Below are 24,929 nucleotides of genomic sequence, written 5' to 3' on the forward strand. Positions count from 1 at the left end.
CTTTGCCCGCCCTACACTTCCGTTATCTTAACTACCCGCCGGATAGCTCGCTGCATACGCCTCCGTCAGCGCCTCATCCAGCCGCCGCCCAGAGCTGAAACCTGACAGCGTGGCGGGACGGGTGACGCCCTCTAGCAATCGGCCATCGGGCTCCGGCGAGCCGATCAGGGTGTGGACCGGAATGCGCTCGGCATAGATAGGCAGCGCATAATCTTCCTCGTCATCGATGACGCCGGCGGCGCGGATCTTCGCCGATGCCTTCTCGATTTCCATGGTGATAACCGATGTCGCCTTGAGCTCCTGCTCAGTGGTCTGGCGCAGGCTCGCCGTGCGGCCGGGAAACAGGCGGTCGACCATCATCACCAGCGCGCGCTCCTTCTCCGCCTGATCCTCGATCAGCCGGGCATGGCCGAACGCCATCACCGAGCGGTAGTCGGCGGAATGGTGGAAGGCGCTGCGCGCCAGCACCAGCGCGTCGAGATGGGTGACGGTGAGACAGGCCGGCTGTCCTTCGGACTGGTTGCGCAGCATGCGGCTCGCGCTCGAGCCGTGCCAATACAGCGTCGTGCCCTCGCGCCAGAACAGCGTCGGCGTGCAATAGGGCTGGCCGTCGATGACATAGGACACGTGGCACAGCGTTGCGGAATCGAGCACGGCATGGACCGTCGCATGATCATAGTGGGCGCGCTGATGCCGCCGCTTGACGCGGTTGGTGTCGTCGACGGGATAGCTCGGCATCTGTTGCTCGGACATCGTCAGTCTCCTGTTTCCGCCGACGTCATGCCATGGCAAAGTGGTTGCCGGGAGTTCCACTTCGATGCGAAAGCAATCAACCACTTCGCGGCGCCGCGACGACGTGCTGGCGCTGCCGATCCGGCTCGACCGCAGCATCCGCAGCCAGTCGCAGCAGGTGCATGGCGCGCTGCGCACCGGCATCGTCGATGGCCTGCTCGCCCCGGGTCTTCGTCTGCCCTCGACGCGCGGGCTCGCCGAGCAGCTCGGCGTCCGCCGCAACGCGATCGTCGCAGCCTATGAAGCGCTGCTGTCGGATGGCCTGGTCGAGGCGCGCCACGGCGCCGGCACTTATGTCGCGGCACGGCTGCCGGCGCCGCAGGTCGCCGCGCCGGTGGCCGAGCTGGACATCCGCATTCCGCCGCGCCGGCCGTTCGCGCTCGGCTGCACGCTGGTCGATCCCGTGCTGTTGCGGCGGCTCGCCGCGGCCAGCCGGCGCCGCATCGCCCACGCCGCGCCGGATGAGCTCGGCTATGGCGATCCGCGCGGCAGCCTGCATCTGCGCACGGAGGTCGCGCACTATCTTGCCGCCAATCGCGGCGTCCGCTGCGACCCGAGCTGCATCCTGATCGTGAGCGGCACCCAGCACGGCCTGCGGCTGTGCATCGACGCGCTGCTTGCGCCGGGCGATCCCGTCTGGTTCGAGGACCCCGGCTACGTCGCCTCGCGCCACACGTTGAGCACGACCGGTGCGAAGCTGGTCCCGGTGCCCGTCGATGATGAAGGAATCATCGTGAGCGCGGGCGAGACGGCGTACGGCGCGGCCAAGGCCGCCTACGTGACGCCATCGCATCAGTTTCCGACCGGCGTTGCGATGAGCATGGCGCGGCGCATCGCGCTGCTCGACTGGGCGCGCAGGGCGGACGCCTACATCTTCGAGGACGACTACGACAGCGAGTACCGCTTTGCCGGTCCGCCGCTGACGGCGCTGGCCGGCATCGGCGGCGAGCGCGTAATCTATCTCGGCACCTTCGGCAAGACGCTGTTCGCGGGACTGCGGCTCGGTTACCTCGTGGTGCCGCCGGGTCTGGTCGCGCGGGTGGTCGCCGCGCGTGCGGCGCAGGACCGGTTTCCACCGGCCTTCATGCAGGACGCGCTGGCCGACCTGATGGCCGACGGTGTGCTCGCGGCCCACATGCGGCGGATGCGCCCGCGCTACCGCCAGGCGCGCGATGTCGTCGCCGAAGCGCTCGCCAGGCACGGCAAGGGCAGCCTGCAACTGGCCGCGCCGTCGCAAGGGTTGCATCTGCTGGCGACCTTGCCGCCCGCAACACCGAAGGGCACGGCGAAATTGATCCGCGACCGCGCCGGCATCGAATGCCGGCTGTTGTCGGATGCGCGGATCGTGCAGCGCGGACCTGACGGTTTCATCCTGGGCTATTCGGGCTTTGCGGCCAAGGATCTTGCCGATGCCGCCAGGCGGCTCGGGCGCGCCGCACAGGAGATCGTGGGCGCCGCTGCGCGCCCGCGCTGAGCGTCGCTTGTCGATGTTACGGGTGTGGCCGAGCCGGCACGTCGGGCAAATCAGCCCCGCTCTGAACGTCTGCGCGCCTGTGCAGAGGCCGCCGCCAGCGGTTGCGCGCAACAAGCCGTCGTAATTTTGTTCAATCCGTTCAACGGCCTCTCGATGCCTGGTCGCGCGCTCGCATTTTCCGCTTTCGTTTTTTCGAAAATCATGCTTTGGTTGCGCATCCCGCCTCACCGCAGAGGGGCGTTGCGCGCGATCGTCACGACACGCGAGGCGGGAATGCGATGGCCGCGATCAAGCCGCAACGTGTCTTTGGATGCGTGGACGAACGGCGAGGCTGCGGACGTGAAGTCGCAGGGTCCTGACACCCCGACGCTGGTGTCCAGCGCAATGCGCGCAAGCGCATTGCGCCATGGTGGCCAACAAGCCCGGCGCACCAGGGAGACTGCGTATAAGCGTGAAGACCGTCGCGCAGGGAATGCCGGAGTGTACGGCTTTGCCTGTGGTACCTGCCGCCTGCATTTTTTTCGCAGGCGGGCCATGGGTGGGGCCTTCACCCGGCATTCCCTGCGCCCTTTGCACTTCGAAGGGGCGAGATGGATCGTAAGCCTCGGGCATCATCTGCCGCGAGAACGCGCCCTCATGTTAACGCGCCCTCATGTTCATGGCTGTTCGAGATGCGGATTGGAGCAGATGCGCCTCACGTGGCGCGGATGCGCTCGGTCGCCGCAATCGCGATGCGCTTACTCATACGGATTGTGCTCGGCGTTCGTCATCGTCTGGCGCACCCGGCGCAAGGTGATGGGCGTGCCGTCGGAGACGAACTGCAGCTCATAGGCGCGACCGCTGTCGTCCTTGGCGGAGCAGGTCACGCTGGTGACCTTGAGCATCGCGAAATTGCCGACCTGACGGCACACGCCGGCCGAGCTCTTCGTGGCCGGCACCGGAATTCCATCGACCTTCGGGCGATGCTTGGAGTTCAGCAGCATGCGGTCGATCGGCAACTCGTAGACGTTCTGAATCGATCTGCGGCCATTGACGCCGGAGAACGCGATGATGTGGTTCTCGTCGGCGGGATCGTCGAGCGCGACGGTGAAATGAGCGCGTCCCTTCTCGCTGTGAAAGAACGCCACCGTCTTGCACGAATATTCACGGCCATCGACCTTCGCGGTGCGGCAGGTGCCGGACATCAGCGCGTAGAGATCGATGTCGGGCCGGTCCTCCGGCGCGCCCGTCACCGGCATCGGCTGCTGAGCCAGACATGGCGTCCCCAGGGAGAGCGCGACCGCAAGGACGGCGAGGCGAGGAAAATGCAGGGGCATCCGCGGGGAGAGCCTGGAGGAATCGGGACGGCGCGAGAGGTCAAGCGATGTGTCAGCTTTGCGGCAAAAAGAGGTCGGAAGCAGCGCTGTGCACCTCCGATCGCACCCGTGCAGAGCCCGATGCTGAACCGCGCCGGTGGTCGTTCGATACCGCAAAAGCAATGGAAAGTTCCGGGACGCAAGCCCCATGGGATCGATACGGCCGGAACAACGGCCCAACACGACAACGACAGGGAGAAACCGATGACATTGTCACGTCGTGGCCCAACGCGTCACAGGATTCCGGGGCACCGCTGCGGTGAAATGATCTTCAACCTCCAGGACTACTTCGCCGACTGCACCTTCTGCTTCCAAAGCGCCCAGGCACGATCCATGATCACCATGTTGACGCCATCGGCCTTGGCAGCCTCCTCGGCGCTGAGATACGTCACCTCGGAGCCGAGCCCGAGTGCCTGCGCCTGCAGCTTCGCATTCACGTCGGTGTAATAGGCGCGGAACACGGCGGCCTTGACCGCAGGACCGACGGTGACGTCACCATGGCCGCGCATCAGCACCACGGACTTGTCGCCGAGCGCGGATGCGAGCGATTTGCCGATCGCATTATTGCGCACCAGCATGTCGGTGGCGCCGAACTCCTTGCCGATGTCCCACACCGGCGCGCCGTCGCCGAGGAAGGCGGCGTTGTGATACAGCGGCTTCAAGGGTGTATGGCTGACGCTGAACGGCACGACGCCCGGCGAATGGGTGTGCACGACGGCGTTGACGTCCGGACGGGCCTTGTAGATCTCGGCATGGATGAAGCGTTCGAGGAACACCGCACGGTTCTTCGCATCGACCGGCTCGCCATTCTCGTCGAACTCCATGATGTCGTTGGCCGTCACCTGCGCCGGCGCGATCGAGCGTGCCATCAGGAAGTGGTGCGGATTGGCGGGGCTGCGGGCGCTGACATGGCCGAAGGCGTCGACCACGCCGAGGTCGGCGAGGATGCGGCTGCCGGTCGCGATGTCCTCGAGCAGCTCGCGCGGGACGCCGGGGATGGAGTCCTGGGCGCGGGATGGAGCGGCGGAGAGGAGGAGGGCTGCTACGGCGATTGCGGCAAAACGACTGATGTTGAGCATCTTGTTGTTTCCCCCTTGGCCCTTGTTATCTAGGTTTACCGCCTCAGCATACGCGTCAACGCGAGCGAAGCGAAGCAATCCAGTTCTGTCCGTTTTGGGACGCTGGATTGTTTCGCTTCGCTCGCAATGACGGGGATGGGTCCGAGCGAAACCATGGCCATTGCAGGTTGAGCGCGGTCTCCCTCAGGTCACCGGCGCAGGATTGAACAAGGTCAGGTCGTTGTGGATGCCCCAGCGATCCGACCATGGCTTGGTGCGGCCGCTCGCCACGTCGAGGATCAGCTTGAACAGCTCCCAGCCGGTCTCCTCGATGGTCATCTCGCCGGTGGCGATGCGGCCGGCGTCGAAGTCGATCAGATCCTTCCAGCGCCGCGCCAGCTCGCTGCGGGTCGCGACCTTGATGACGGGGGCGGCGGCGAGGCCATAGGGCGTGCCGCGGCCGGTGGTGAAGACCTGCAAGGTCATGCCGGAGGCAAGTTGCAGGGTGCCGCAGATGAAGTCGGAGGCCGGCGTCGCGGCGAACAGCATGCCCTTCTGCTTGGCCTTCTCGCCCGGCGCCAGCACGCCATGGATCGGACCGGAGCCCGACTTCACGATCGAGCCCAGCGACTTCTCGACGATGTTGGCGAGGCCGCCCTTCTTGTTGCCGGGCGTGGTGTTGGCGCTGCGATCGGCGCCACCGCGGGCGAGATAGGAGTCGTACCAATCCATCTCGCGGATGAGCGCGCGGCCGACCTCCTCGTTGATCGCGCGTCGGGTGAGCAGCTGGATGGCGTCGCGGACTTCCGTGACTTCGGAGAACATCACGGTGGCGCCGGCGCGCACCAGCAGGTCCGCTGCAAAGCCGACGGCGGGATTGGCGGTCACGCCGGAGAACGCGTCGCTGCCGCCGCATTGCAGGCCGATGACCAGATCGGACGCCGGACAGGTCTCGCGCGTGCGCTTGTTGAGCTCGGCGAGGCGACGGTCGGCCTGGGTCATGATGGCATCGACAATGGCGCCGAAGCCGTCGAACGCCTCGTCCTGCATGCGGACGATCGAGTCTTCCGTGCCTTCCGGCAGCAGCCGCTCCGGCGCGAGCTTCTCGCAGCCGAGGCCGACGACCAGGATCTCGCCGCCAAAATTCGGGTTCAGTGCGAGGTTCTGCAGGGTTCGGATCGGCACCACGGCATCTGGCGCCGTGATCGCGACGCCGCAGCCATAGGCGTGGGTGAGCGCGACGACGTCATCGACATTTGGGTACTTCGGCAGCAGCTCGCTCTTGATGCGCTTGATCGCGAATTCGAGCGTACCCTTGACGCATTGGACCGAGGTCGAGATGCCGAGCACGTTGCGGGTGCCGACCGAGCCGTCGGCGTTGCGATAGCCTTCGAAGGTGTAGCCGTCGAGCGGCGGCAGCGGCGCCGGGACGGCGGTCGAAATCTCCAGCTTGTCGAGGGCAGGAGCCTCCGGCATGTCGATGCGGGCCTCGTCGACCCATTCGCCGGCTCCGATCGGCGACTTCGCAGTGCCGATGATCTCGCCGTAGCGGACGATCGGCCCACCCTCGGCGATGTCGATCAGTGCGGTCTTGTGGCCCTGCGGGACGAAGCTCCTCAGCGTCAGGCCGTCGGGAAATCTGGTGCCGGCAGGCAGGCCGAAATCGTTCACCACGATCGCGACATTGTCGCGCGCGTTGAGCTTGATGATGCGGGGCTCCTGGGTCACGACCTGCTGGTTCATGCTGGCTCCGTTGTGCTCCGTAGGGTGGGCAAAGCGAAGCGTGCCCACCGTCTTTCGTCTTGGTCGACTTTCGGTGGGCACGGCGCTGTCGCGCCTTTGCCTACCCTACAGCTCTCTCTTCACCTCTCCCGCAGGGAGAGGTCGGATTGCATCGGAGAAGCGATCCGGGTGAGGGGGGCTCGCCGCGGAGACTGTCCGTGCGGCTGCCCCTCACCCCAGCCCTCTCCCCGTAAGAACGGGGAGAGGGAGCAGACGGCCTCTGCCGCGATCTCATTCGCTCGCAATGATGAGGGCTCACACCGGGAAGGTGTAGGCCGTCTTCACCGTCGTGTAGAACTCGCGCGCGTAGGAGCCCTGCTCGCGGGCGCCGTAGCTCGAGCCCTTGCGGCCGCCGAACGGGACGTGGTAGTCGACGCCGGCGGTCGGCAGGTTGACCATCACCATGCCGGCCTCGCTGTTGCGCTTGAAATGCGAGGCGTATTTCAGGCTGGTGGTGCAGACGCCCGCCGCGAGGCCGAACTCGGTGTCGTTGGCGATCGCCAGCGCCTCGTCGTAGTTCTTGGCGCGGATGACGCAGGCGACCGGTCCGAAGATCTCCTCGCGGGCAATGCGCATGGTGTTGGTGGCCTCGGTGAACAGCGCCGGCTGCATGTAGAAGCCGGGGGTCTCGCGGTTCAGAAGCTCGCCGCCCCAGGTCAGCTTGGCGCCTTCGTCCTGGCCGATCTTGAGATAGCGCTGGTCCTGCTCGAGCTGATTGCCGTCGACCACCGGGCCGATATGGGTGCCCTGCTTGACGGCGTCGTCGACGACGAGGCCCTTCAGACGTTCCGTCAGCGCTTCAACGAACTTGTCGTGAATGCCTTCGGTGACGATCAGGCGCGAGGAGGCCGTGCAGCGCTGACCGGTGGAGAAATAGGCGCCGTTGGCGGCGGCTTCGACCGCGACCTTGACGTCGGCGTCGTCGAGCACGACGAGCGGATTCTTGCCGCCCATTTCGAGCTGGAACTTCTTCATCGGGTTCGACAGCACGCAGGCCTGCGCGATCTTGCGCCCCGTCCCGACCGAGCCGGTGAAGGAGATGGCGGCGACGTCCGGGTGTTCGAGCAAGGTCTGGCCGACCACCGAGCCGGAGCCGACGACGAGATTGAACACGCCGGCGGGAAGGCCGGAGCGGGCGATGATCTCGGACAGCGCATGCGCGGAGCCGGGCACCAGCTCGGCCGGCTTGAACACCACCGTGTTGCCGTAGCAGAGCGCGGGCGCGATCTTCCAGGCGGGGATCGCGATCGGGAAATTCCAGGGCGTGATCATGCCGACGACGCCGACGGCCTCGCGGGTGATCTCGACGTCGAGACCCGGACGGACCGAGGCGCCCTTCTCGCCGGTCAGGCGCAGCGCCTCGCCGGCAAAGAACGCAAAGATCTGGCCGGCGCGGGCGACCTCGCCGATGCCCTCCGGCAGGGTCTTGCCTTCCTCGCGGGCGAGCAGGCGGCCGAGCTCTTCCTTGCGCGACAGGATCTCCGCCGAGATCTTGTTCAGCGCGTCGTAGCGTTCCTGCGGCGTCGAGCGCGACCAGGCGGGGAAGGCGGCCTTGGCGGCGGCGACCGCCTTTTCGGTCTGCGCCTTGTCGGCCTTGGCGTATTCGCCGACGACGTCGTTGGTGTTCGAGGGGTTGATGTTGCGGGTCACCCCGCTGCCGTCGACCCATTCGCCGGCGATGAAATTCTTGAGGATCGCGTTCATGTTGTTCTCCAGACTTTGCGCGATTGCTCGGACAATCTAACCGATCGCCCCCGTCATCGCACGAGACAGGGGCGCTTGTCGTCGAAGGTCCAGCCGGGGATCAGATACTGCATTGCGACGGCGTCGTCGCGTGCGCCGAGCCCGTGGCTCTTGTACAGCGCATGAGCCTTTTCGATGGCGCTACGGTCAACCGCGACCCCGAGCCCGGGTTGCTCGGGCACGGCGATCCGCCCGCCCTTGATCTGCAGCGGCGCCTTGGTCAGCGCCTGGCCGTCCTGCCAGATCCAGTGGGTGTCGATCGCGGTGACCTTGCCGGGCGCGGCGGCGGCGACATGGGTGAACATGGCCAGCGAAATGTCGAAATGGTTGTTGGAGTGTGAACCCCAGGTCAGGCCGTTGTCGCGGCAGGTCTGGGCGACGCGCACCGAGCCCTGCATGGTCCAGAAATGGGGATCGGCCAGGGGAATGTCGACCGCGCCGAGGCGCAGCGCATGACTGAGCTGCCGCCAGTCCGTGGCGATCATGTTGGTGGCGGTCGGCAGGCCGGTGGCGCGGCGGAATTCGGCCATGATCTCGCGGCCGGAGAAGCCGGCCTCGGCGCCGCAGGGATCCTCGGCATAGGCCAGGATGCCGTGCATGTCCCTGCACAGCCGGATCGCCTCATCCAGCGACCATGCGCCGTTGGGATCGAGCGTGACGCGGGCCTGCGGGAAGCGCTTGGCGATGGCGGTCACCGCGTCGATCTCGGCTTCACCGGCGAGCACGCCGCCCTTCAGTTTGAAATCGACGAAGCCGTAGGCCTCGTGCGTCGCCTCGGCGAGCCGCACCACCGCTTCGGGCGTCATCGCCTCCTGGTGGCGGAGCTTGAACCAGCCGTCCTTCTCGCCCTCGCCGGTGGCATAGGGCAGGTCGGTCTTCCTGCGGTCGCCGATGAAGAAGAGATAGCCGAGCGCCTCGACGGAAGCGCGCTGCTGGCCCTCGCCGAGCAGCGCCGCGACCGGGAGGCCGAGATGCTGGCCGAGCAGGTCGAGCAGTGCGGATTCGACTGCCGTGACCGCGTGGATCATCACGCGCAGATCGAACGTCTGCTTGCCGCGGCCGCCGGCGTCGCGGTCAGCGAAGGCGGTGCGCATCGTCGCGAGGATCGTGTTGCAGGCGCCGATGCTCTGGCCCACGATCAGGCTCTTCGCATCCTCCAGCGTCCGCCGGATCTTCTCGCCGCCGGGCACCTCGCCGACGCCGGTGCGGCCGGAATTGTCGGCGAGGATGACGATGTTGCGGGTGAAGAACGGCCCGTGCGCGCCGCTGAGATTGAGGAGCATGCTGTCACGGCCGGCGACCGGAATGACCTCCATGCCGGTGACGACCGGCGCGCCGGAGATCCCGGTGCGGGTGGCGTCGTGACTCATGTGCTCCTCCTTTGTCGTCTCTCGTTCTTGGCGCCGCTTCCCCTCATGGTGAGGAGGCGCAGAGCGCCGTCTCCAACCATGAGGCCCCAGCCGTGGCCTCATCCTTCGAGACGCCTGCTGCGCAGGCTCCTCAAGATGAGGAGAAGCGTCGCAGCTTCGTCTTTACTCCGCCGCCTGGCTCACCGCCGTCGTCGGCAGCGCCTTCACCCGCGCGGTCAGCTCGGCCATCTCGGCTTCGGTCAGGTCGGTCAGCGGCAGGCGGACCGGGCCGGAATCGCGACCGATGATCTTCATGCCGGCCTTGATGATCGAGACCGCGTAGCCCTTCTTGCGGTTGCGTATCGCGATCAGCGGCAAAATGAAATCCTTCAATCCGGCAAGGATGGTGGCGTGGTCGCGCTTGCGCACTGCGGCATAGAAGTTCGTGGCGAATTCCGGCACGAAGTTGAACACCGCCGAGGAGTAGGTGGTCACGCCCATGTCGAGATAGGGCAGAGCGAAGGTCTCGGCCGTCGGCAGGCCGCCGATATAGGTCAGGCGGTCGCCCATCTTGCTGTAGACCCGGGTCATCAGTTCGATGTCGCCGATGCCGTCCTTGTAGCCGACCAGGTTCGGGCAGCGCTCGCACAGCCGCGCCAGCGTATCCGGCTGCAGGATGGCGTTGTCGCGGTTGTAGACGATGACGCCGATCTTGACCGACTTGCAGATCGCCTCGACATGGGCGGCGAGGCCGTCCTGCTCGGCATGCATCAGATAGGGCGGCAGCAGCAGGAGGCCGTCGGCGCCGGCCTTCTCGGCACCGATGGCGATCTCGCGGGCGATCGCGGTGCCATAGCCGGTGCCGGCGAGCACGGGCACGCGGCCCTTGGTCTCCTCGACCGCGACCCGCACGACTTCAGGCACCTCGGCCGCCGTCAGCGAGAAGAACTCGCCGGTGCCGCCGGCGGCGAACAGGCCGGCGACGTCGTAGCCGCACAGCCAGTCCATGTTGGCGCGATAGGTGGCCTCGTCGAACGAATAGTCGGCCTTGAACGGCGTCACGGGGAAGGAGAGCAGGCCGCTGCCGATCTTCGCAGCCATTTCCGTCGGGGTCATCTTGCTCATCGCGCGGGTCCTTCACGAATGTCCTTGGGAACGGGCGCGGCAGGCGCCGGCGCGCATTCCCCCGGGCGATGTCGTAGGACCAAGTTCGATGCCGGTCCAAGCCAATGACGGTATTGATTGATGTGGATCGGGTATCAATCCTCGACCGGCTTGACGGCGAGATTGCCGGCCAGATCGACCAGTGCCGGCAGCAGCGGATTGTCGTGATCGCGCCGCCAGACCAGGAACAGCTCGGCCGGCGTCGGATTGCGCAGCTTCAGCGGCCGCAGCCGGACATCGGCGATCTTCAGGCTGGAGGCCGCTTCGGGCACGATCGCAAGCCCGAGGCCGGCGCGCACCATCGCCAGGATGGAATGGATCTGGCTCAGATGCTGCACGTAGCGCGGCAGCACCTCGGCGCGCATGAACTGCGACACCAGGAGATCGTGGAAATAGCGCGCCTCGGTCTGCGAATACATGATGAAGTTCTGGCCGTCGAAATCACGGATCGACACGCTCTCGGCGGAGGCGAGACGATGGCGGCGCGGCAGCGCGGCGCAGAGCGGCTCGGCGACGACGCGGCGGGTGGCGAATTCGGGGCGCGCGATCGGCGGCCGCAGCAGGCCGGCGTCGATCTGGCCGGAGGCGAGCGCCTCGATCTGGTCGCCGGAGACCATCTCCTTCAGCGACAGATCGGCTTCTGGAAGCTCGCTGCGGCAGGCGGCGACCAGATCGGGCAGGAAGCTGTAGGCCGCGGCCGCGGTGAAGCCGATCTTGAGCGAGCCGCTCTTGCCGCTGGCAATGCGCTGCGCCACCTGGGCGGCGCTCTCGGCCATCTTCAGGATGCGCCGTGCCTCCGGCAGGAAGCTGCGGCCCGCCGGCGTCAGCTTCACCGAGCGGCTGGTGCGCTCGAGCAGCACCGCATCGATGATGTGCTCCAGCACCTGGATCTGCCGCGACAGCGGCGGCTGCGTCATGTTGAGCCGGATCGCGGCGCGGCCGAAATGCAGCTCCTCGGCCACGGTGACGAAGCAGCGCAGCTGGTTGAGGTCGAACATCGATGCATCCTCGGCATGGATCGGGCAGGCGATCTGGGCTTGGTAGCATCGATTTGGGGCAGTGGGAATGTCGGCGGCCGCGGCGACCGCCTCACTGATACCGAGATCGGCCTGACCGCGGTGGCCGACCGCATCAGGACCTCGCTCCATCGCGGAAAGCATCAGGGAGCCCCGCTGTCCCAGACGTCTGGAACGAGATCACCCTAACCCTTGCACCCGCCACCGAGCCGCACCTTGGGGGCGCGGCGTGTCCGTGGCGAGCGCCAGGGGCCCGCTCACTTGGCGGATGCAGCCGCGCGGGCATCCGCAATGGCCTGCTTGAAAGCCTGGGCATTGGGGACGCCGGGGATGCGGAAATGGCCGATGATGAAGGCCGGCGTGCCGCGGAAGCCGAGGCCCGTGGCCTGCTCGTGATTGCGCGCGAGCACGGCGTCGATGTCGGCGTGCTTGGCCGCGAGGTCGGCCTTGGCGCGGGCCAGATCGATTCCGGCGCCGCTGAGCGCCGCATCGACCTTGGCTTCCGACAGCTTCTCGTGCAGCGAGATCAGCGCCTCGTGCGCCTCGGCGAACTTGTCCTGATATCTCGCCGCCAGGGTGAGGCGGGCCGCGTAGATCGAGGCGCCGCCGAAGATCGGCCAATCCTTGAAGACGAGCCGGACGTGACCGTCGTCGCGAACCACCTTGGCGAGCTCCGGGCTGATCTTGCGGCAATACGGGCACTGATAGTCGAAATACTCGACGATCGTGATGTCGCCCTCGGCGTTTCCGACAGCGGGGATGGCGGGATCGTGCAGGATGCGCGCTTCGCTCAGAATGTCGGTGTCGTCGTCCTCGGCGCGGGCCTGGATCGGCAGGATCGCCGTGGCGAGCAGCAGAAGCGTCGCGATCGATGCGGCGAAGGTCTTCGTGGTCATGTCTTGTCGTTCTCCTGATGAGGGGTGGTTGAGGCGGTGTCGATCGCGTCGAGCACGATCTGTGGAGTCAGTAGTTCGGGCAGCACGATGCCGGCGGGAGCGCCCGGGCCGAACACGGCGTTGAACGGCAGGCCGTAGCGGCCGAAGGATCGCAGATAGGTCGCGATCGCATCGCTGGGGGAGGTCCAGTCGCCCCTGACGGCAACGACACCCGACGCAAGGCGACCGCGCACGGCCGTGCTGTCGAGCACGAGCTTCTCGTTCACCTTGCAGGTGACGCACCAGCTGGCGCCGACATCGACGAAGACCGTGCGACCGGCGCGCACCTGTGCCGCGATCTCGGCGGGCACCAGCGGCTGCCAGGCGATTCCGGCCGGTCGGCTTCCGCCATCCGGCTGCTTAATGGAGGTGGCGGCGATTAGCGTTAGTCCGATCATGCCGGCGAGGCCGGCTCCAGCGATCGTTCGCCGCAACGGGAAACGGAGCGCCGCCATGATCAGCGTGGGGACCAGCAGCGCAGCGGCGAGGACGGCCGCAGTCGCCGCGCCACTGATGTCGGCGAGCACCGTCAGCAGCCATAGCGCGGTCGCCGCCATCGCGGCCGCTGCGACGGCGCGCAGCTTCAGCATCCAGCGGCCGGGCCGCGGGAAGAGTGCGGCAAGGCTTGGCGCTGCAGCCAGACACAGATAGGGCGCGGCCATGCCGAGCCCGAGCGTGGTGAACACCAGCAGGATCTGCGGCGCGGCCTGCGACAGCGCAAAGGCGACGGCGGTGCCGACGAACGGCGCCGAGCACGGCGTGGCCAGCAGCGTCATGACGAAGCCGTTGATGGCATGACCTGCCATCGTCCTGTGGCTCGCGGCGTTGCCAAGGCGGCCGGCGATCCACCACGGCAGGCCGATCTCGAACAGGCCGAGCAGGTTGGCACCGAATGCGGCGAGCACGATGATCATCGCGATGAGGAAAGCTGGCTGCTGAAACTGCAGGCCCCAGCCGACTTCGGCGCCCGCGGCCTTGAGCGCGGAGAGGACGGTGGCAAGGGTCACGAATGAGGCGACGATGCCGGCCGCCGTCGCCAGGAATGCCCGGCGCGGCGAGGGCGCGCGTGCGGGATCGTGATCGACCAGCGAAACGAGCTTCAACGATAACACCGGAAACACGCATGGCATGAAGTTGAGGATGAAGCCGCCGAGCAGGGCCACGCCGAGCATGGCCCAGATCGATGCCGCCGAAGGACGCGGTGCCGCTGTGGCTGCTTTGGCCGCAGAAGCGCGAGCAGCTTGATCGGCATCCACCGGAAGCATGGCTTCGATCGATCGATCGCCATCGACCAGGGTGACCCGCAGACGTTGCACCGGACCGGCCTGATCGAGGCCTTGCACCGGTACGGTGATCCGGACGCCGCCGTCCGACATCGGGCTCACCTGGGGACGGCCGCCGGACACGGCGTCGTTCCCATCAAGGAAGACGTCGGGCGCGTGCAGTGGCGGCGTCGCATGCGCCTCGAGCTGCAGGTGCGGCTTTGATTGCCGATCGATGCGCAACGCCGTGATGGAAAGCCCGGGCGCGCTCGCGCGCGGGACGCTCTGCCGCCATTCGTCGATCAGCGCCTGATCGTTCGGCCGGCGCGACACGGCGGGGATGTCGGCCTCGAGATGGGCCTCCTGCTGGGTGCAGATGACCGAGCAGACGAACAGCACGGTTTTCAGCGTGAGATGCGCGGGCGCCGCGCCATCCTCGAGCCGCACGCGCAACGGAAACAGCACGTGCTCGGCATAGCCGAACGTGTCGATATCCTGCTCGCTGAAGCGGCTCGGTGCCGGCCATTCGACGGTGACATCGGCGACGTTGCGCGAGCCGGTCCAGTCGAATTCGGGCGGCGCGCCGGCGTCGCCGGGCGAGCGCCAATAGGTGTGCCAGCCTGCATCCAGCCTGACATCCAGTCCGGCCCATGCCGCGGCCGGGCCGCCGTCTGCTCGCGTGACGTCGCCGACCAGCAGGCGCGTGTCGACGTTCGCCTGCGGTCGCAATTCGCCCGCGACAGCGGTCGTCGCCGCAAGATGGAGCAGGCCGAGCAGCCATGCGAGCCGGCCAAGATGACGGATGGACATGATGATCTCCCGCGCGCTGATCGTGCGTTGCGGTGGCAGTTGCGCTGCGCGACCCGGCGCAAGGCGCGCCTGGCAATGGGCACCTTAAGCCGACCTGCACGACGCACGATCGATGGTGGATATTCGTCCGCTCAAGTCACGACGTTACGCGGCCCGCGAGCCGATGACGACGGAAGGATCAGGCGTGGCGACAGGGGGGACGGTAGGGCGAGGACGCGTCGCATTGCGTCGTCAGCGCCTCGTCATAGGGGCGCCAGGACAGCGTCCGGGACGCGGCAACCGGCTGTGCCGCCCCACTGTCGCTCGCGGGGACGGCAGTCAGACCCGCCGCGGCAAACGGACACGTGTTGATCATGCCCGGGATGACGGCCTTCCTGCATGGCTTGGGCGCGCTGGTGGTCGTTCGGGACCATTGGTGCACACCGGCGCCGGCGTCGGCCGTTGCTACCTCGAAGGTTCCGAGCAGAGGCGCCAGACTCAAAACGAGCGCAATCAGCGCCGCCATCAGGCGGCGTGTCATCGCGGGCATCTCGAGCTCAGCACGTCTCATCGTGGATCATCTTCTCCAGTCTGGACTGGTCGCGCAGACCGACCGCTGTTGGCAACTGACATCTTCGTGACGCCGCGAACTTGCGGCCAAACCCGCATCGCGTGAGCAAAGCGAGCGGTTCTCAAAGTACGTTGATCGGTACCTTCAGGAATGTCTTTCCCGTCGCGTCCGCCGGAGGCAGATGTCCGGCGCGGATATTGACCTGCAGCGATGGAATGATCAGGCGCGGCATGCCGAGCGTCTTGTCGCGGGCCTCGCGGAGCGCGACGAACTCGTTCTCGGTCATCCCGTCTCGGGCGTGGATGTTGCGGAGCCGCTCCTCGCCGACGGTCGTTTCCCAGCGCACCGCGCGGTCGTCGGGGGCATAGTCGTGACACATGAACAGCCGGGTCTCGCGCGGCAGCGTCTCAAGGATCTTCCGGATCGAGCGGTACAGCGTGCGCGCATTGCCGCCTGGAAAGTCGGCCCGCGCCGTTCCCCCGTCCGGCATGAACAAGGTGTCGCCGACGAAAGCGGCATCGCCCATCACATGTGTGGCACAGGCCGGCGTATGGCCGGGCGTGTGCATCACGAAGGCCGTCATCTGCCCCACCTGATAGGTGTCGCCATCCTTGAACAGCCGGTCGAACTGGCTGCCGTCGCGACGAAACTCCGTGCCCTCGTTGAAGACCTTGCCGAAGGTCTCCTGCACGGTCAGGATATGCTCGCCGATGCCGATCTTGCCGCCGAGCTTGTCCTGGATGTAGGGCGCAGCAGAGAGATGGTCGGCATGCGCATGCGTTTCGATCAGCCACTCCGGCCTGAGGCCGTTGATCTTCACGTAGTCGATCAGCATGTCGGCGGAGCGGGTGCTGATGCGGCCGGCCGCGTAGTCGATGTCGAGGACGGGATCGACGATCGCGCAGGACGGCGATGACGGATCCTTCACCACGTAGCTGATCGTGCTGGTGTCAGGATCGAAAAATCCGGCCACCTTCGGCTGCATGCGGAGATCGATTGGATAGGAATCGATTCGATAGGACATGGCTGCTGCTCCACGATTTGGCTCCGGGGCGGCATCGCCGCCCACGGCGCGTTTGTCGTCCTGCGCGGTCTAAGACATCGAATTGGATTTCGTTCCGCATGTATTGATGCCGAGCATCGCGTAGGGCGGGCACCAGCCGATCAGTGCGGTGCCGAGCGGGATCAGGCCCAGAAGGCCCCACAGGGTGTGCGGTCCTACGACCGTCAGACTGAGGATCGCTAGTCCGACGATGATCCTGAGCAGCCGGTCGATCTTGCCAATGTTCTGTGTCATGTCGCGCTCCCCTTTGGCTTGCGATGATGCAGACGATAGAGCGGGACACAGCGCGGGTATGTAACTAAGTCACCAAGAGACGCCGGTTCCTAGCCATGCTGGGCCAGGTGGACAAGCGCCGGTCTGTTGGTGATCTCGACGATTCCGCGAGCCATTCGCAACCAGCCGCGCCGCGCGAATTCATTGAGCTGCCGGCTGATGACCTCGCGTGCGCTGCCAAGCTCGTTGGCGAGCTCCTGATGCGTTGCAGCGATCTGCTGCTTTGTCCCCGCGAGATCCAGAAGCTTCTGCGCGAGCCGCACATCGATCCGCTCGAACGCGACTTCCTCGATGATGCGGAAGAGATTGGTGACGCGGCGGCTGAACGCGGTGAAGACGAACTGTCGGAATTCGCGCGAGCTGGCGATCAGCCGGTCGAACAGCGCGCGCGGGATCGCCACGGCACGGATCCGGGTCTCCGCGATGCCCTCGGCCTGGTATTCCTCGTAACCCATCAGGCAGGCCGTGGTCAGCGCGCAGCTTTCGCCTGCCTGGACGCGGTAGAGCACGATCTCGCGGCCGGACTCGGACGTCTGCTGCACGCGGATGGTCCCGTCCAGCAGCAGCAGAAAGGAATCCGGCGCCTGACCGGGGCCGAAAATCCGGCTGCCTTCCGGAAGCTCGACGATGAGGCTGGCCTCGCGCAACTGCGCGAAGATCTCCTCCGGCAGTTGTCGCAACGGCGGGAAAGCGAGCGTCCAGTCCTGCTTCGACGACATTACCACATCCGGCTGCGCCCCATCGGCATCGCCCAAATTTGCCACAGGACCGCGAGCGGGTCGAGCGATGGGACACGCCGGATCGGCGCTAGCGCGTCCAGCGGCCGTCACAGCGCTCAGATGGCGCCTGCAACGCGCATCAGCATGCCCGCGATGCACGAGGCGGCGAGGACGACGAGCATTCCCATGTTGAAGCGGAAGATGGCGGTCGCCGCCGCGATCGACAGGACGACGGCCGGCAGATCGATGCTCGCCGGCAGCGGCGCGTCGAATGACAGGCCGAATCCATGGATCGGAAAGGTTTCGCGAAACAGGGTGTGCAGCGCGAACCAGATCGAGAGATTGAGGATCACGCCGACGACGGCGGCCGTGATCGCCGAGAGCGCGCCGGCGAGCGCCTTGTTTCCCCGCAGCGCCTCGATGTAGGGGGCGCCGACGAAGATCCAGAGAAAGCAGGGCGCGAACGTCACCCACGTCGCCAGCAGTCCGCCCAGTGTGCCGGCGAGCATGGGAGACAGCCCGCTCGCCCCGCGGAACGCGGCCATGAAGCCCACGAACTGGACGACCATGATCAGGGGACCGGGAGTCGTCTCCGCCATGCCGAGGCCGTCGAGCATCTCGCGCGGAGCAACCCAGTGATAGTACTCCGCGGCCTGTTGCGCGACGTAGGCGAGCACGGCGTAGGCGCCGCCGAACGTCACCATCGCCATCTTGCTGAAGAAGATCGCGATCTGACCGAAGACGTCGTTCGGCCCGAGCAGGGTCAGCAGGGCGAAGACGGGGACGAGCCAGATCGCGAGCCAGACGGCCGCCACCCGCAGCGCGCGCGACGCGTTCGGACGGACGTGATCCGGCACGGCTTCGCCGAGCATGCTGTCGATCGCGCCGGCGTTCTTGCCGCCGTGCTCGAGGGCTGCGAATTCCGGCCGGCCGAGGCGGGCTGCGACGAAGCCGATGACTCCGGCGGCAACGATGATGGTCGGAAACGGCGCCCCGAAGAAGAAGATCGCGACGAAGGCTGCGGCCGCCAGTCCGATCATGATCCGATTGCGTAGCGCGCGCTTGCCGACGCGGACGACGGCCTGGATCACGATCGCCAGCACCGCCGCCTTGAGGCCGAAGAACAAGGCGTCGACAAAGCCGACATGGCCATAGGCCGCGTAGATGTAGCTGAGGCCCATGATGGCGAAAATACCCGGCAGGATGAAGAGCGTGCCCGCGACGATGCCGCCGGTGGTCCGGTGCAGCAGCCAGCCGATATACGTCGCAAGCTGCTGCGCCTCGGGTCCCGGCAGCAGCATGCAGTAGTTCAGGGCGTGCAGGAAGCGGCTCTCCGAGATCCAGTTCTTCTCTTCGACGAGGATGCGATGCATGACCGCGATCTGCCCGGCCGGGCCGCCGAAGCTCAGACAGGCCACCCGGAGCCACACGAGAAGCGCGTCATTGAACGAGATGCCATGGGCGTGTTCGGCCGCAATCGGTTTTCGCGGTGCTGCGATGTCCGTCATGACTTCACCTTGCTGTTCGGCCAGTTGTGCGCCTCCTTCGTGGCGTCGCGGCACCAGCGGTAGAAGGCGTCATAGAGCAGAAGGCCTGCGCTCAACTGCTCCAGATCGTCGTCGTACATTCGGGACAGGCCGAGCGAAGCGGCAAGCAGTCCGGCAGCTTCGGGCGACAGATCGAGCCGCGCCGTATCCGCGGCGCGCACGATCGTGGCGAGTCGCTCCAAGGCCGGCGTCCGCAGGCCAAACTCATCGACCATGATGTCGAAGGTGCAAAGTTCGCCGCGATGGCTCCAGAAGACGTTCTCGACGTCGAAGGCCGTGGCCTGGAAGCGGTCGGCGACCGCTTCCACCTCGGCCGGGGTCACGAACAGGAAGACCGCGGCGGGGTCGACGAAGCGGCGGATCAGCCATGGGCAGGCGATGCGGTCGATCTTGGGACGTGATCGCGTGACCCAGACCGTGCGACCGCGGCCGTCCCTCGCGGGAATCCTGTTCGCGGGCACAGTCGGAAGCTGCGCCTCGCTCCAGCTGACGTACCCGCCGTCGAGGACCTCGGCCGCGATGTCGCTGCACCGGAGCCAGGCTGCGGTGCCTTCGCTCAGCTTCTTGCCTTTCTGGCAGACCACGACGACGGATTGGCCGGTGAAGCTCGGCGCCCACTGCTGGACGTCGAGATGCGAACGCCTGACGGCGCCGGGGATGAGGCGCGGGTCGGCGGCGAAATCCTCGTCGATACGCACGTCGACGAGCGCCGGCGCGGCCGCCGTGCCGATCAGTCGAGACAATTTTTCGGGTGAGATCGAAGTGTATGATGATGACATGCTGCGCCCTTGGTGACCAGGACGCGATTCTTGGGCATGTCGCCTCGCGGGGAGATCGCACATCCCCGTGCGGCAGAATAAAGCGCTCGGTTGTTCGGCTGTCAACCCGTCCCGTTGCTGGAACGATCGGGGACCGTCGCGATCGCTATCGGGGCCGACCCGCCTCAGATCAGCAAGGGAAGCTGGGCTTCCACGCCGGTGTCGTGCTGCTGCAAGGATGACAGCGAAACGCCGAGGAGGCGCACCGGCTTGGCCAGGGGCATCTCGCTCTGCAGGAGAGCAATGGACAAGCGTGCCAGGTCCTCCCGGCTCGCGACCAGGTTGGCGACGGACCTGCTGCGCGTCATGATTTCGAAGTCCGCGAACTTGACCTTCAAGGTGACCGTCCGGCCTCGGTTGCCGCTGGCTTCGCAATGCTGCCAGACCTTGTCGATCAGCGGCTGCAGCTCCGCCAGCATCGGTTCGAAGTCGGTCAGGTCGGTCGAGAAGGTGTTTTCGGCGCCGACTGATTTGCGGATGCGATTGGCGCGGACCGGGCGATTGTCGATGCCGCGCGAGATCCAATAGTAGTGGTGGCCGGCCTTGCCGAAGTGCTGCTGGAGGAAGGGCAGGGTCTGATTGCGGATGTCGAGCCCGGTATGAATTCCGAGCGCGTTGAATTTCGCGGCGGTCGCCGGGCCGATGCCGTGAAACCTGCCGACCGGCAGCCCCTCCACGAAGGCTGGACCCATCTCCGGCGAGATGACGTATTGGCCATTGGGCTTGCGATGGTCCGAGGCCAGCTTGGCGAGGAACTTGTTGTAGGAGATTCCCGCGGAGGCATTGAGTCCGGTCTCGGCCTTGATCTTGGCCCGGATCTGCAAGGCGATGTCGCGTGCCAGCGGAATGCCTTGCAGATTTTCGGTGACGTCCAGATAGGCCTCGTCCAGCGACAAAGGCTCGATGACCGGCGTGTACTGGGCGAAGATGGCGCGGATCTGCTGGCTGATGGCCTTGTAGACCTCGAAGCGAGGCTTGACGAATATCAGGTCCGGACACTGGCGTTTTGCCGTCACCGACGGCATCGCCGAGCGCACGCCGTACGCCCGAGCCTCGTAGCTTGCAGCTGCCACGACGCCGCGCTCGCGGGAGCCTCCCACGGCCACGGGCTTGCCGCGGAGCTCGGGATTGTCCCGCTGCTCGACCGACGCGTAGAATGCATCCATGTCGATGTGGATGATCTTGCGGGTTGCCGGCGGTGCGGCATCCTGTTCCGGACCGGAGCTTGGCATGGTCAAGCTCTATCAGAGCGAGGCGATGAAGTCTGCACAGCCGAGTGCTGGCTACCAGCAACGTCCCTTACAAGGACGTTGCAATGTCTATCGCCCTCGGCCTTTCATCGGCGACGACGGAAACACGCTCATGAGAAAAGGGATCGCCGACCGTGATCGAGACGAAGCAGCGCAGCCGGGACCTGTCGTCAAAGTCGCTCACGACGTTGCGACCATGTGCCTGAAGCAGCTGTGATGTTCGAGCTCACTTTCCTGGGGACCTCGGCGAGCGTTCCGTCGGCGGACCGCAACCATCCAGCCCTTCTCGTTCGAGCAGGCCGGCATCGTATTCTCGTCGATTGCGGCGAGGGGACCCAGCGTCAGCTGCTCCGCAGTGGGGCAGGCTTTCGCCGGCTCGATCGGATCCTGCTCACCCACGGCCATTTCGACCATGTCCTCGGCATTCCCGGACTGTTTTCCACCCTGCGGCTGCGCAGGAGCGCTGACACTATGCGCATACACGGCGGCCCCGACACGCTCGATGTGGTGGTCCGAATGCTCGCGGGGCTGTGGGGCGAGGGCCGCGCGCCGATCCCGCTCGAGCTCGTTCCGCTCGGGCGCGGGACGGTTCTCGATGCCGGCGAGTTTACGATCAACTGCTTTCCCGTCCGGCACCGCGACACCGACAGCTTCGGCTTCGAATTTGCAGGTCAAGTTCGCCGCCATCTGCTGCCAGACCGTCTGGCGGCGCTCGCGGTCCCTGATGGGCCCGTGCGGAAGGCATTGGCGGAGGGCCGGCCGGTCACGCTGGAGGACGGACGAACCATCGATCCGGAGGATGTTCTGGGGCCTCCGCAGGGACCGAAAAAGCTCGTCATCGTCGGCGATGCTGGAACGACCGAGGGTCTGCACGAGCATGTTCGCGACGCGGACATGCTCGTGATCGAGGCCACTTTTCTCCGGCGGGATTCGGCCATGGCTCGTGACTACGGCCACCTGACGGCCGCGGAGGCTGCCGGGCTCGCGGCGTCGAGCAACGTCGGGCAGCTCGTCCTGAACCACATCTCCGGCCGCTATCCCGACGAGGAGATCCTCGGCGAGGCGCGGGAGATTTTTACCAACAGCCATGTTGCGGTCGATTTCGATCGGCTGATGGTCTAGCTGCTCGCTCGGGCGCGTCTGCTATGTCGCACCTGAGCCGCTCTGCAAACGGCTCTGGGCGAACGCGATGTACCAGTCGAGACAACCGGGATTGGCCATGGCGTCGCGGTTGATGACCTTGTCGAGCGGCTGCCCGAGCAGGAGCTTCTTGATCGGCAGCTCCTGCTTCTTGCCGGACAACGTGCGCGGGATCTCGGCCACCGCAAAGATCTCGTCGGGCACAAAGCGCCGCGACAGGCCGGCTTCGACCGCCATGTTGATCTTCCGCTTCATCGCCGCATCGAGCGCGACACCGTCGCGCAGCACCACGAACAGCGGCATGTAGCTGTCGCGGCCGAGATATTCGAGATCGACGACCAGCGAATCCAGGATCTCCGGCAGCGCCTCGATGGCCGAGTACAATTCGCTCGTCCCCATGCGCAGCCCGTGGCGATTGATGGTCGCGTCGCTGCGGCCATAGATGATGCAGGAGCCATCCGGATTGACCTTGAGCCAGTCGCCATGTCGCCAGACCGGCCCGCCCGCGCGCGCCTCGAAGGCGTCGAAGTAGCTCGCGAGATAGCGCGCATTCCCCGAATCGTTCCAGAACTGCAGCGGCATCGACGGCATCGGCGCGGTGCAGACGAGCTCTCCGACTTCACCGATGACAGGCTCGCCCTGATCATTGAAGGCCTCGACGGCCGCGCCGAGTGCGCGGCATTGCATCGTTCCGGGCACCTGCGGCAATTCGCGATTGCCGCAGATGAAGGCGCCGGCGAAGTCGGTGCCGCCGGAGATGTTAGACCACCACATTTGCGCCTGCGCCCGGCTGCCATTGACCTGCGACAGCTCCGCAAACCGCCGATCGAACCAGGCCTGCGTGTCGGCACTGAGCGGCGAGCCGGTGGACCCGAGGCAACGCAGACGGGACAGATCGCCAGCGTCGGCCAGATCGATGTCCGCCTTGACGCAGCTCGCGAAGAACGCCGCGCCGGCGCCGAAGAAGGTCGACTTCGAGTTCGCCACGAACCGCCACAGCGTGGTCCAGTCCGGATGATCCTTCGGCCCGGCCGGGCTGCCGTTGAAGATGCAGCACGTGGTGCCGTTGAGAAGCGCGCCGACCTGGTTGTTCCACATGATCCAGCCGGTCGAGCTGTACCAGTGATAGCGCTCGCCGAACGAATTCGGCTGATAGGAGCAGCCGATGTCGTTGTGCAGCCCAAGCAGCGCGAGCGTGACGATGATGATGCCGCCGTGACCATGCACGATCGGTTTCGGCAATCCGGTGGTGCCGCTCGAATACACGATCCAGAGCGGATGATCGAAGGGAAGCCACTCCGGTTCGAAGGCATCGACGCCAGGGCCTGTTCGTGACAGGACATCCGAGAGATGGACGCCCCCGGCGACCGGCGCGCCGGCATCGTCGCTGTGCAGGACGACGTGACCGACCGTTGGCAACGACCGGCGCAGCTCCTCGACGACATCGCGGCGATCGTGCCGGCGGCCGGCATAGGTGACCGCATCGCAGGCGATCAGCACCTTGGGCTCGATCTGCTTGAACCGGTCGATCACGGCGGGCGCGGCCATGTCGGGCGCGCAAACGCTCCAGATCGCGCCGATGCTCGCGGCAGCGAGAAACGCGATCATGGCTTCGGGGATATTGGGCAGATAGGCGGCGACCCGGTCGCCTGGCGCCACGCCTTGCTCGCGCAGATGCAGCGCCAGGGCGGCTGCCTTTCGCCGCAGCTCCGGCCATGCCGTCTCCGTGAGCCTGCCGTCCTCGTGACTGCTCACGATCGCGGGCAGGCCCGCCGCATCGGCGGCTTCGACGTGACGAAATACCTGCCGGGCGTAGTTGACCGAAGCGCCTGGAAACCAGACCGCTCCCGGCATCGTGCGCTTGCCCAGGACGGTCGAAAACGCGGTCGGCGACTGCAGGTCATAATAGTCCCAGATGCTGCGCCAGAATCCGTCGAGGTCGAGGATGGACCATTGCCGCATCTTCTCGAAGCTTTCGAAGTGGAGGCCGCGATGATCCTTCAGCCACTGGCGATAGAGGGCCATTTGCGGAATATAGGGAGCTGTCATCATTGGTTCCGGCTGGTTGTTTGTATCGCGTCGACCGATGGGAGACGCCGAGGCGCTCATTTCGACTTCTGCTTCCGCCGCTTGTAGAGCGCGTTGAAGCCTCCGGCCATGAAGGTCACAAACCGCTCGCGGACGGCCACGAAATCGTCGGACTTGCACAGACCGCCGGACAGGCGGTCGATGCGGCCGGTCCTTGACAGGATCAGCGAATAGGCGCCGGAGGTGAACTGGAAGCTCCAGAACAGATCCTCGGGCCTGGCGTCGGGCAGCGCCTTCTGCAGCAGACCGATGAGACGCAGCACCAGCGGATCGAGATAGGTGTCCATCATCTCCACGCCATAGCCCGGCGCGTTGGCGACCTGCGCGAAGATGCGGCCGAAGTGCCGCCAGTTGTCCTCTTCGTTGACGTAGACGTCGAACGCGCCGTCATAATAGGCACGCAGCGCGCCTTCCACGGTCGGGCGATCTCCGACCTTGGCCTCGTAGGCATCCAGCCCGGCCGTGCGCACCGTGACAGCGTATTCCATGCGGCGTTCGAACACGGCGTCGAACAGCGCTTTCTTGCCCTCGAAGTAGTAATGGATCAGCGCAGGATGGATGCCCATCCTGTCGGCCACATCCTTGATCGTCACGCCGAAATAGCCGAGCTGCGCGAACAGCTCCTCGCTGGTGTCGAGGATGAGCTTCACCGTCGTCGCGCGCTGTTCCGCGCGCGTGCGGCGCCCCTCGGGCTTCGGCTCTGCTGGCATGCTCTCCGTGGTCCCTGATCGGCGCGCGCAG

22 protein-coding genes are annotated in these 24,929 nt (G+C 66.1%); 3 read left to right on the plus strand and 19 right to left on the minus strand.

The features are described from left to right. Positions 1–27: 27 nt before the first annotated feature. Entirely contained in the window at positions 28–753 is a 726-nt protein-coding gene (locus tag ACQR1D_RS20100; RefSeq protein WP_315802001.1) for a pyridoxamine 5'-phosphate oxidase family protein, read from the minus strand. 64 nt (positions 754–817) lie between these two features. On the opposite strand from ACQR1D_RS20100, the gene ACQR1D_RS20105 reads away from it, so the two are divergent. Next, positions 818–2,266, plus strand: coding sequence for a PLP-dependent aminotransferase family protein (locus tag ACQR1D_RS20105; RefSeq protein ID WP_434839373.1), 1,449 nt, complete (start codon positions 818–820; stop codon positions 2,264–2,266). 737 nt (positions 2,267–3,003) lie between these two features. On the opposite strand, the gene ACQR1D_RS20110 is transcribed toward ACQR1D_RS20105, so the two are convergent. The 16 genes from ACQR1D_RS20110 to dinB form a co-directional block, all read right to left on the minus strand. Next, positions 3,004–3,582 (minus strand): hypothetical protein, encoded by a 579-nt coding sequence (locus tag ACQR1D_RS20110; RefSeq protein ID WP_434839372.1) that lies wholly within the window; start codon positions 3,580–3,582, stop codon positions 3,004–3,006. A 323-nt stretch (positions 3,583–3,905) separates the two neighbouring features. Further along, a complete protein-coding gene (locus ACQR1D_RS20115) occupies positions 3,906–4,700 on the minus strand; it encodes a class II aldolase/adducin family protein (RefSeq protein WP_434839371.1) in 795 nt (264 codons plus the stop codon). Between the two features lie 183 nt (positions 4,701–4,883). Further along, positions 4,884–6,422: a galactarate dehydratase gene (gene garD, locus ACQR1D_RS20120; protein WP_434839370.1), complete on the minus strand. Its 1,539-nt coding sequence runs from the start codon at positions 6,420–6,422 to the stop codon at positions 4,884–4,886. 294 nt (positions 6,423–6,716) lie between these two features. Beyond that, positions 6,717–8,165: an aldehyde dehydrogenase family protein gene (locus ACQR1D_RS20125; protein ID WP_316217801.1), complete on the minus strand. Its 1,449-nt coding sequence runs from the start codon at positions 8,163–8,165 to the stop codon at positions 6,717–6,719. 53 nt (positions 8,166–8,218) lie between these two features. After that, a complete protein-coding gene (gene gudD, locus ACQR1D_RS20130) occupies positions 8,219–9,574 on the minus strand; it encodes a glucarate dehydratase (RefSeq protein ID WP_434839369.1) in 1,356 nt (451 codons plus the stop codon). Positions 9,575–9,736: 162 nt separating this feature from the next. Then, positions 9,737–10,678: a 5-dehydro-4-deoxyglucarate dehydratase gene (kdgD, locus tag ACQR1D_RS20135; RefSeq protein WP_434839368.1), complete on the minus strand. Its 942-nt coding sequence runs from the start codon at positions 10,676–10,678 to the stop codon at positions 9,737–9,739. A gap of 134 nt (positions 10,679–10,812) precedes the next feature. Next, positions 10,813–11,715: a LysR substrate-binding domain-containing protein gene (locus ACQR1D_RS20140; RefSeq protein ID WP_316181762.1), complete on the minus strand. Its 903-nt coding sequence runs from the start codon at positions 11,713–11,715 to the stop codon at positions 10,813–10,815. A 275-nt stretch (positions 11,716–11,990) separates the two neighbouring features. Continuing rightward, entirely contained in the window at positions 11,991–12,629 is a 639-nt protein-coding gene (locus tag ACQR1D_RS20145) for a DsbA family protein (protein WP_316181578.1), read from the minus strand. Next, entirely contained in the window at positions 12,626–14,740 is a 2,115-nt protein-coding gene (locus ACQR1D_RS20150) for a protein-disulfide reductase DsbD family protein (RefSeq protein WP_434893981.1), read from the minus strand. The genes ACQR1D_RS20145 and ACQR1D_RS20150 overlap by 4 nt, the downstream gene beginning before the upstream one ends. Positions 14,741–14,918: 178 nt before the next feature. After that, entirely contained in the window at positions 14,919–15,290 is a 372-nt protein-coding gene (locus tag ACQR1D_RS20155; RefSeq protein WP_316217796.1) for a hypothetical protein, read from the minus strand. Positions 15,291–15,411: 121 nt separating this feature from the next. Beyond that, complete coding sequence (locus tag ACQR1D_RS20160) at positions 15,412–16,314, minus strand: MBL fold metallo-hydrolase (RefSeq protein ID WP_315802013.1); 903 nt, start codon at positions 16,312–16,314, stop codon at positions 15,412–15,414. A gap of 69 nt (positions 16,315–16,383) precedes the next feature. Beyond that, positions 16,384–16,587 carry a YgaP family membrane protein gene (locus ACQR1D_RS20165; protein WP_315802014.1) on the minus strand — a complete coding sequence of 68 codons (204 nt, stop codon included), beginning with the start codon at positions 16,585–16,587 and terminating at the stop codon, positions 16,384–16,386. An 89-nt stretch (positions 16,588–16,676) separates the two neighbouring features. Next, on the minus strand, positions 16,677–17,345 hold the full coding sequence (locus ACQR1D_RS20170; protein WP_434894007.1) for a Crp/Fnr family transcriptional regulator: 669 nt from the start codon (positions 17,343–17,345) through the stop codon (positions 16,677–16,679). 116 nt (positions 17,346–17,461) lie between these two features. Next, positions 17,462–18,853, minus strand: coding sequence for a chromate efflux transporter (gene chrA, locus ACQR1D_RS20175; RefSeq protein ID WP_316181585.1), 1,392 nt, complete (start codon positions 18,851–18,853; stop codon positions 17,462–17,464). Continuing rightward, the gene (locus ACQR1D_RS20180; protein ID WP_316181586.1) at positions 18,850–19,671 is read right to left on the minus strand and encodes a sulfurtransferase/chromate resistance protein; all 822 of its coding nucleotides are present in this window, start codon (positions 19,669–19,671) and stop codon (positions 18,850–18,852) included. The genes chrA and ACQR1D_RS20180 overlap by 4 nt, the downstream gene beginning before the upstream one ends. 164 nt (positions 19,672–19,835) lie before the next feature. Then, positions 19,836–20,942, minus strand: a complete 1,107-nt coding sequence (gene dinB / locus ACQR1D_RS20185; protein WP_434893982.1) for a DNA polymerase IV — start codon at positions 20,940–20,942, stop codon at positions 19,836–19,838. Between dinB and ACQR1D_RS20190 the strand changes: the two genes are divergently transcribed. After that, positions 20,941–21,177, plus strand: a complete 237-nt coding sequence (locus ACQR1D_RS20190) for a hypothetical protein (protein WP_434889477.1) — start codon at positions 20,941–20,943, stop codon at positions 21,175–21,177. The two genes, dinB and ACQR1D_RS20190, sit on opposite strands and share 2 nt — an antisense overlap. Then, positions 21,177–22,082: a ribonuclease Z gene (locus tag ACQR1D_RS20195; RefSeq protein WP_434889476.1), complete on the plus strand. Its 906-nt coding sequence runs from the start codon at positions 21,177–21,179 to the stop codon at positions 22,080–22,082. Before ACQR1D_RS20190 ends, ACQR1D_RS20195 begins: the two co-directional genes overlap by 1 nt. Before the next feature lie 21 nt (positions 22,083–22,103). On the opposite strand, the gene ACQR1D_RS20200 is transcribed toward ACQR1D_RS20195, so the two are convergent. Both ACQR1D_RS20200 and ACQR1D_RS20205 read right to left on the minus strand, forming a co-directional pair. Continuing rightward, positions 22,104–24,149: an acetoacetate--CoA ligase gene (locus ACQR1D_RS20200; protein ID WP_434893983.1), complete on the minus strand. Its 2,046-nt coding sequence runs from the start codon at positions 24,147–24,149 to the stop codon at positions 22,104–22,106. Positions 24,150–24,205: 56 nt separating this feature from the next. Continuing rightward, positions 24,206–24,898: a TetR/AcrR family transcriptional regulator gene (locus tag ACQR1D_RS20205; RefSeq protein ID WP_315802019.1), complete on the minus strand. Its 693-nt coding sequence runs from the start codon at positions 24,896–24,898 to the stop codon at positions 24,206–24,208. Between the last annotated feature and the right edge of the window lie 31 nt (positions 24,899–24,929).

The sequence above is a fragment of the Bradyrhizobium sp. HKCCYLRH2047 genome (assembly GCF_051168175.1).
In the GTDB taxonomy this organism is placed as follows: Bacteria; Pseudomonadota; Alphaproteobacteria; order Rhizobiales; family Xanthobacteraceae; genus Bradyrhizobium.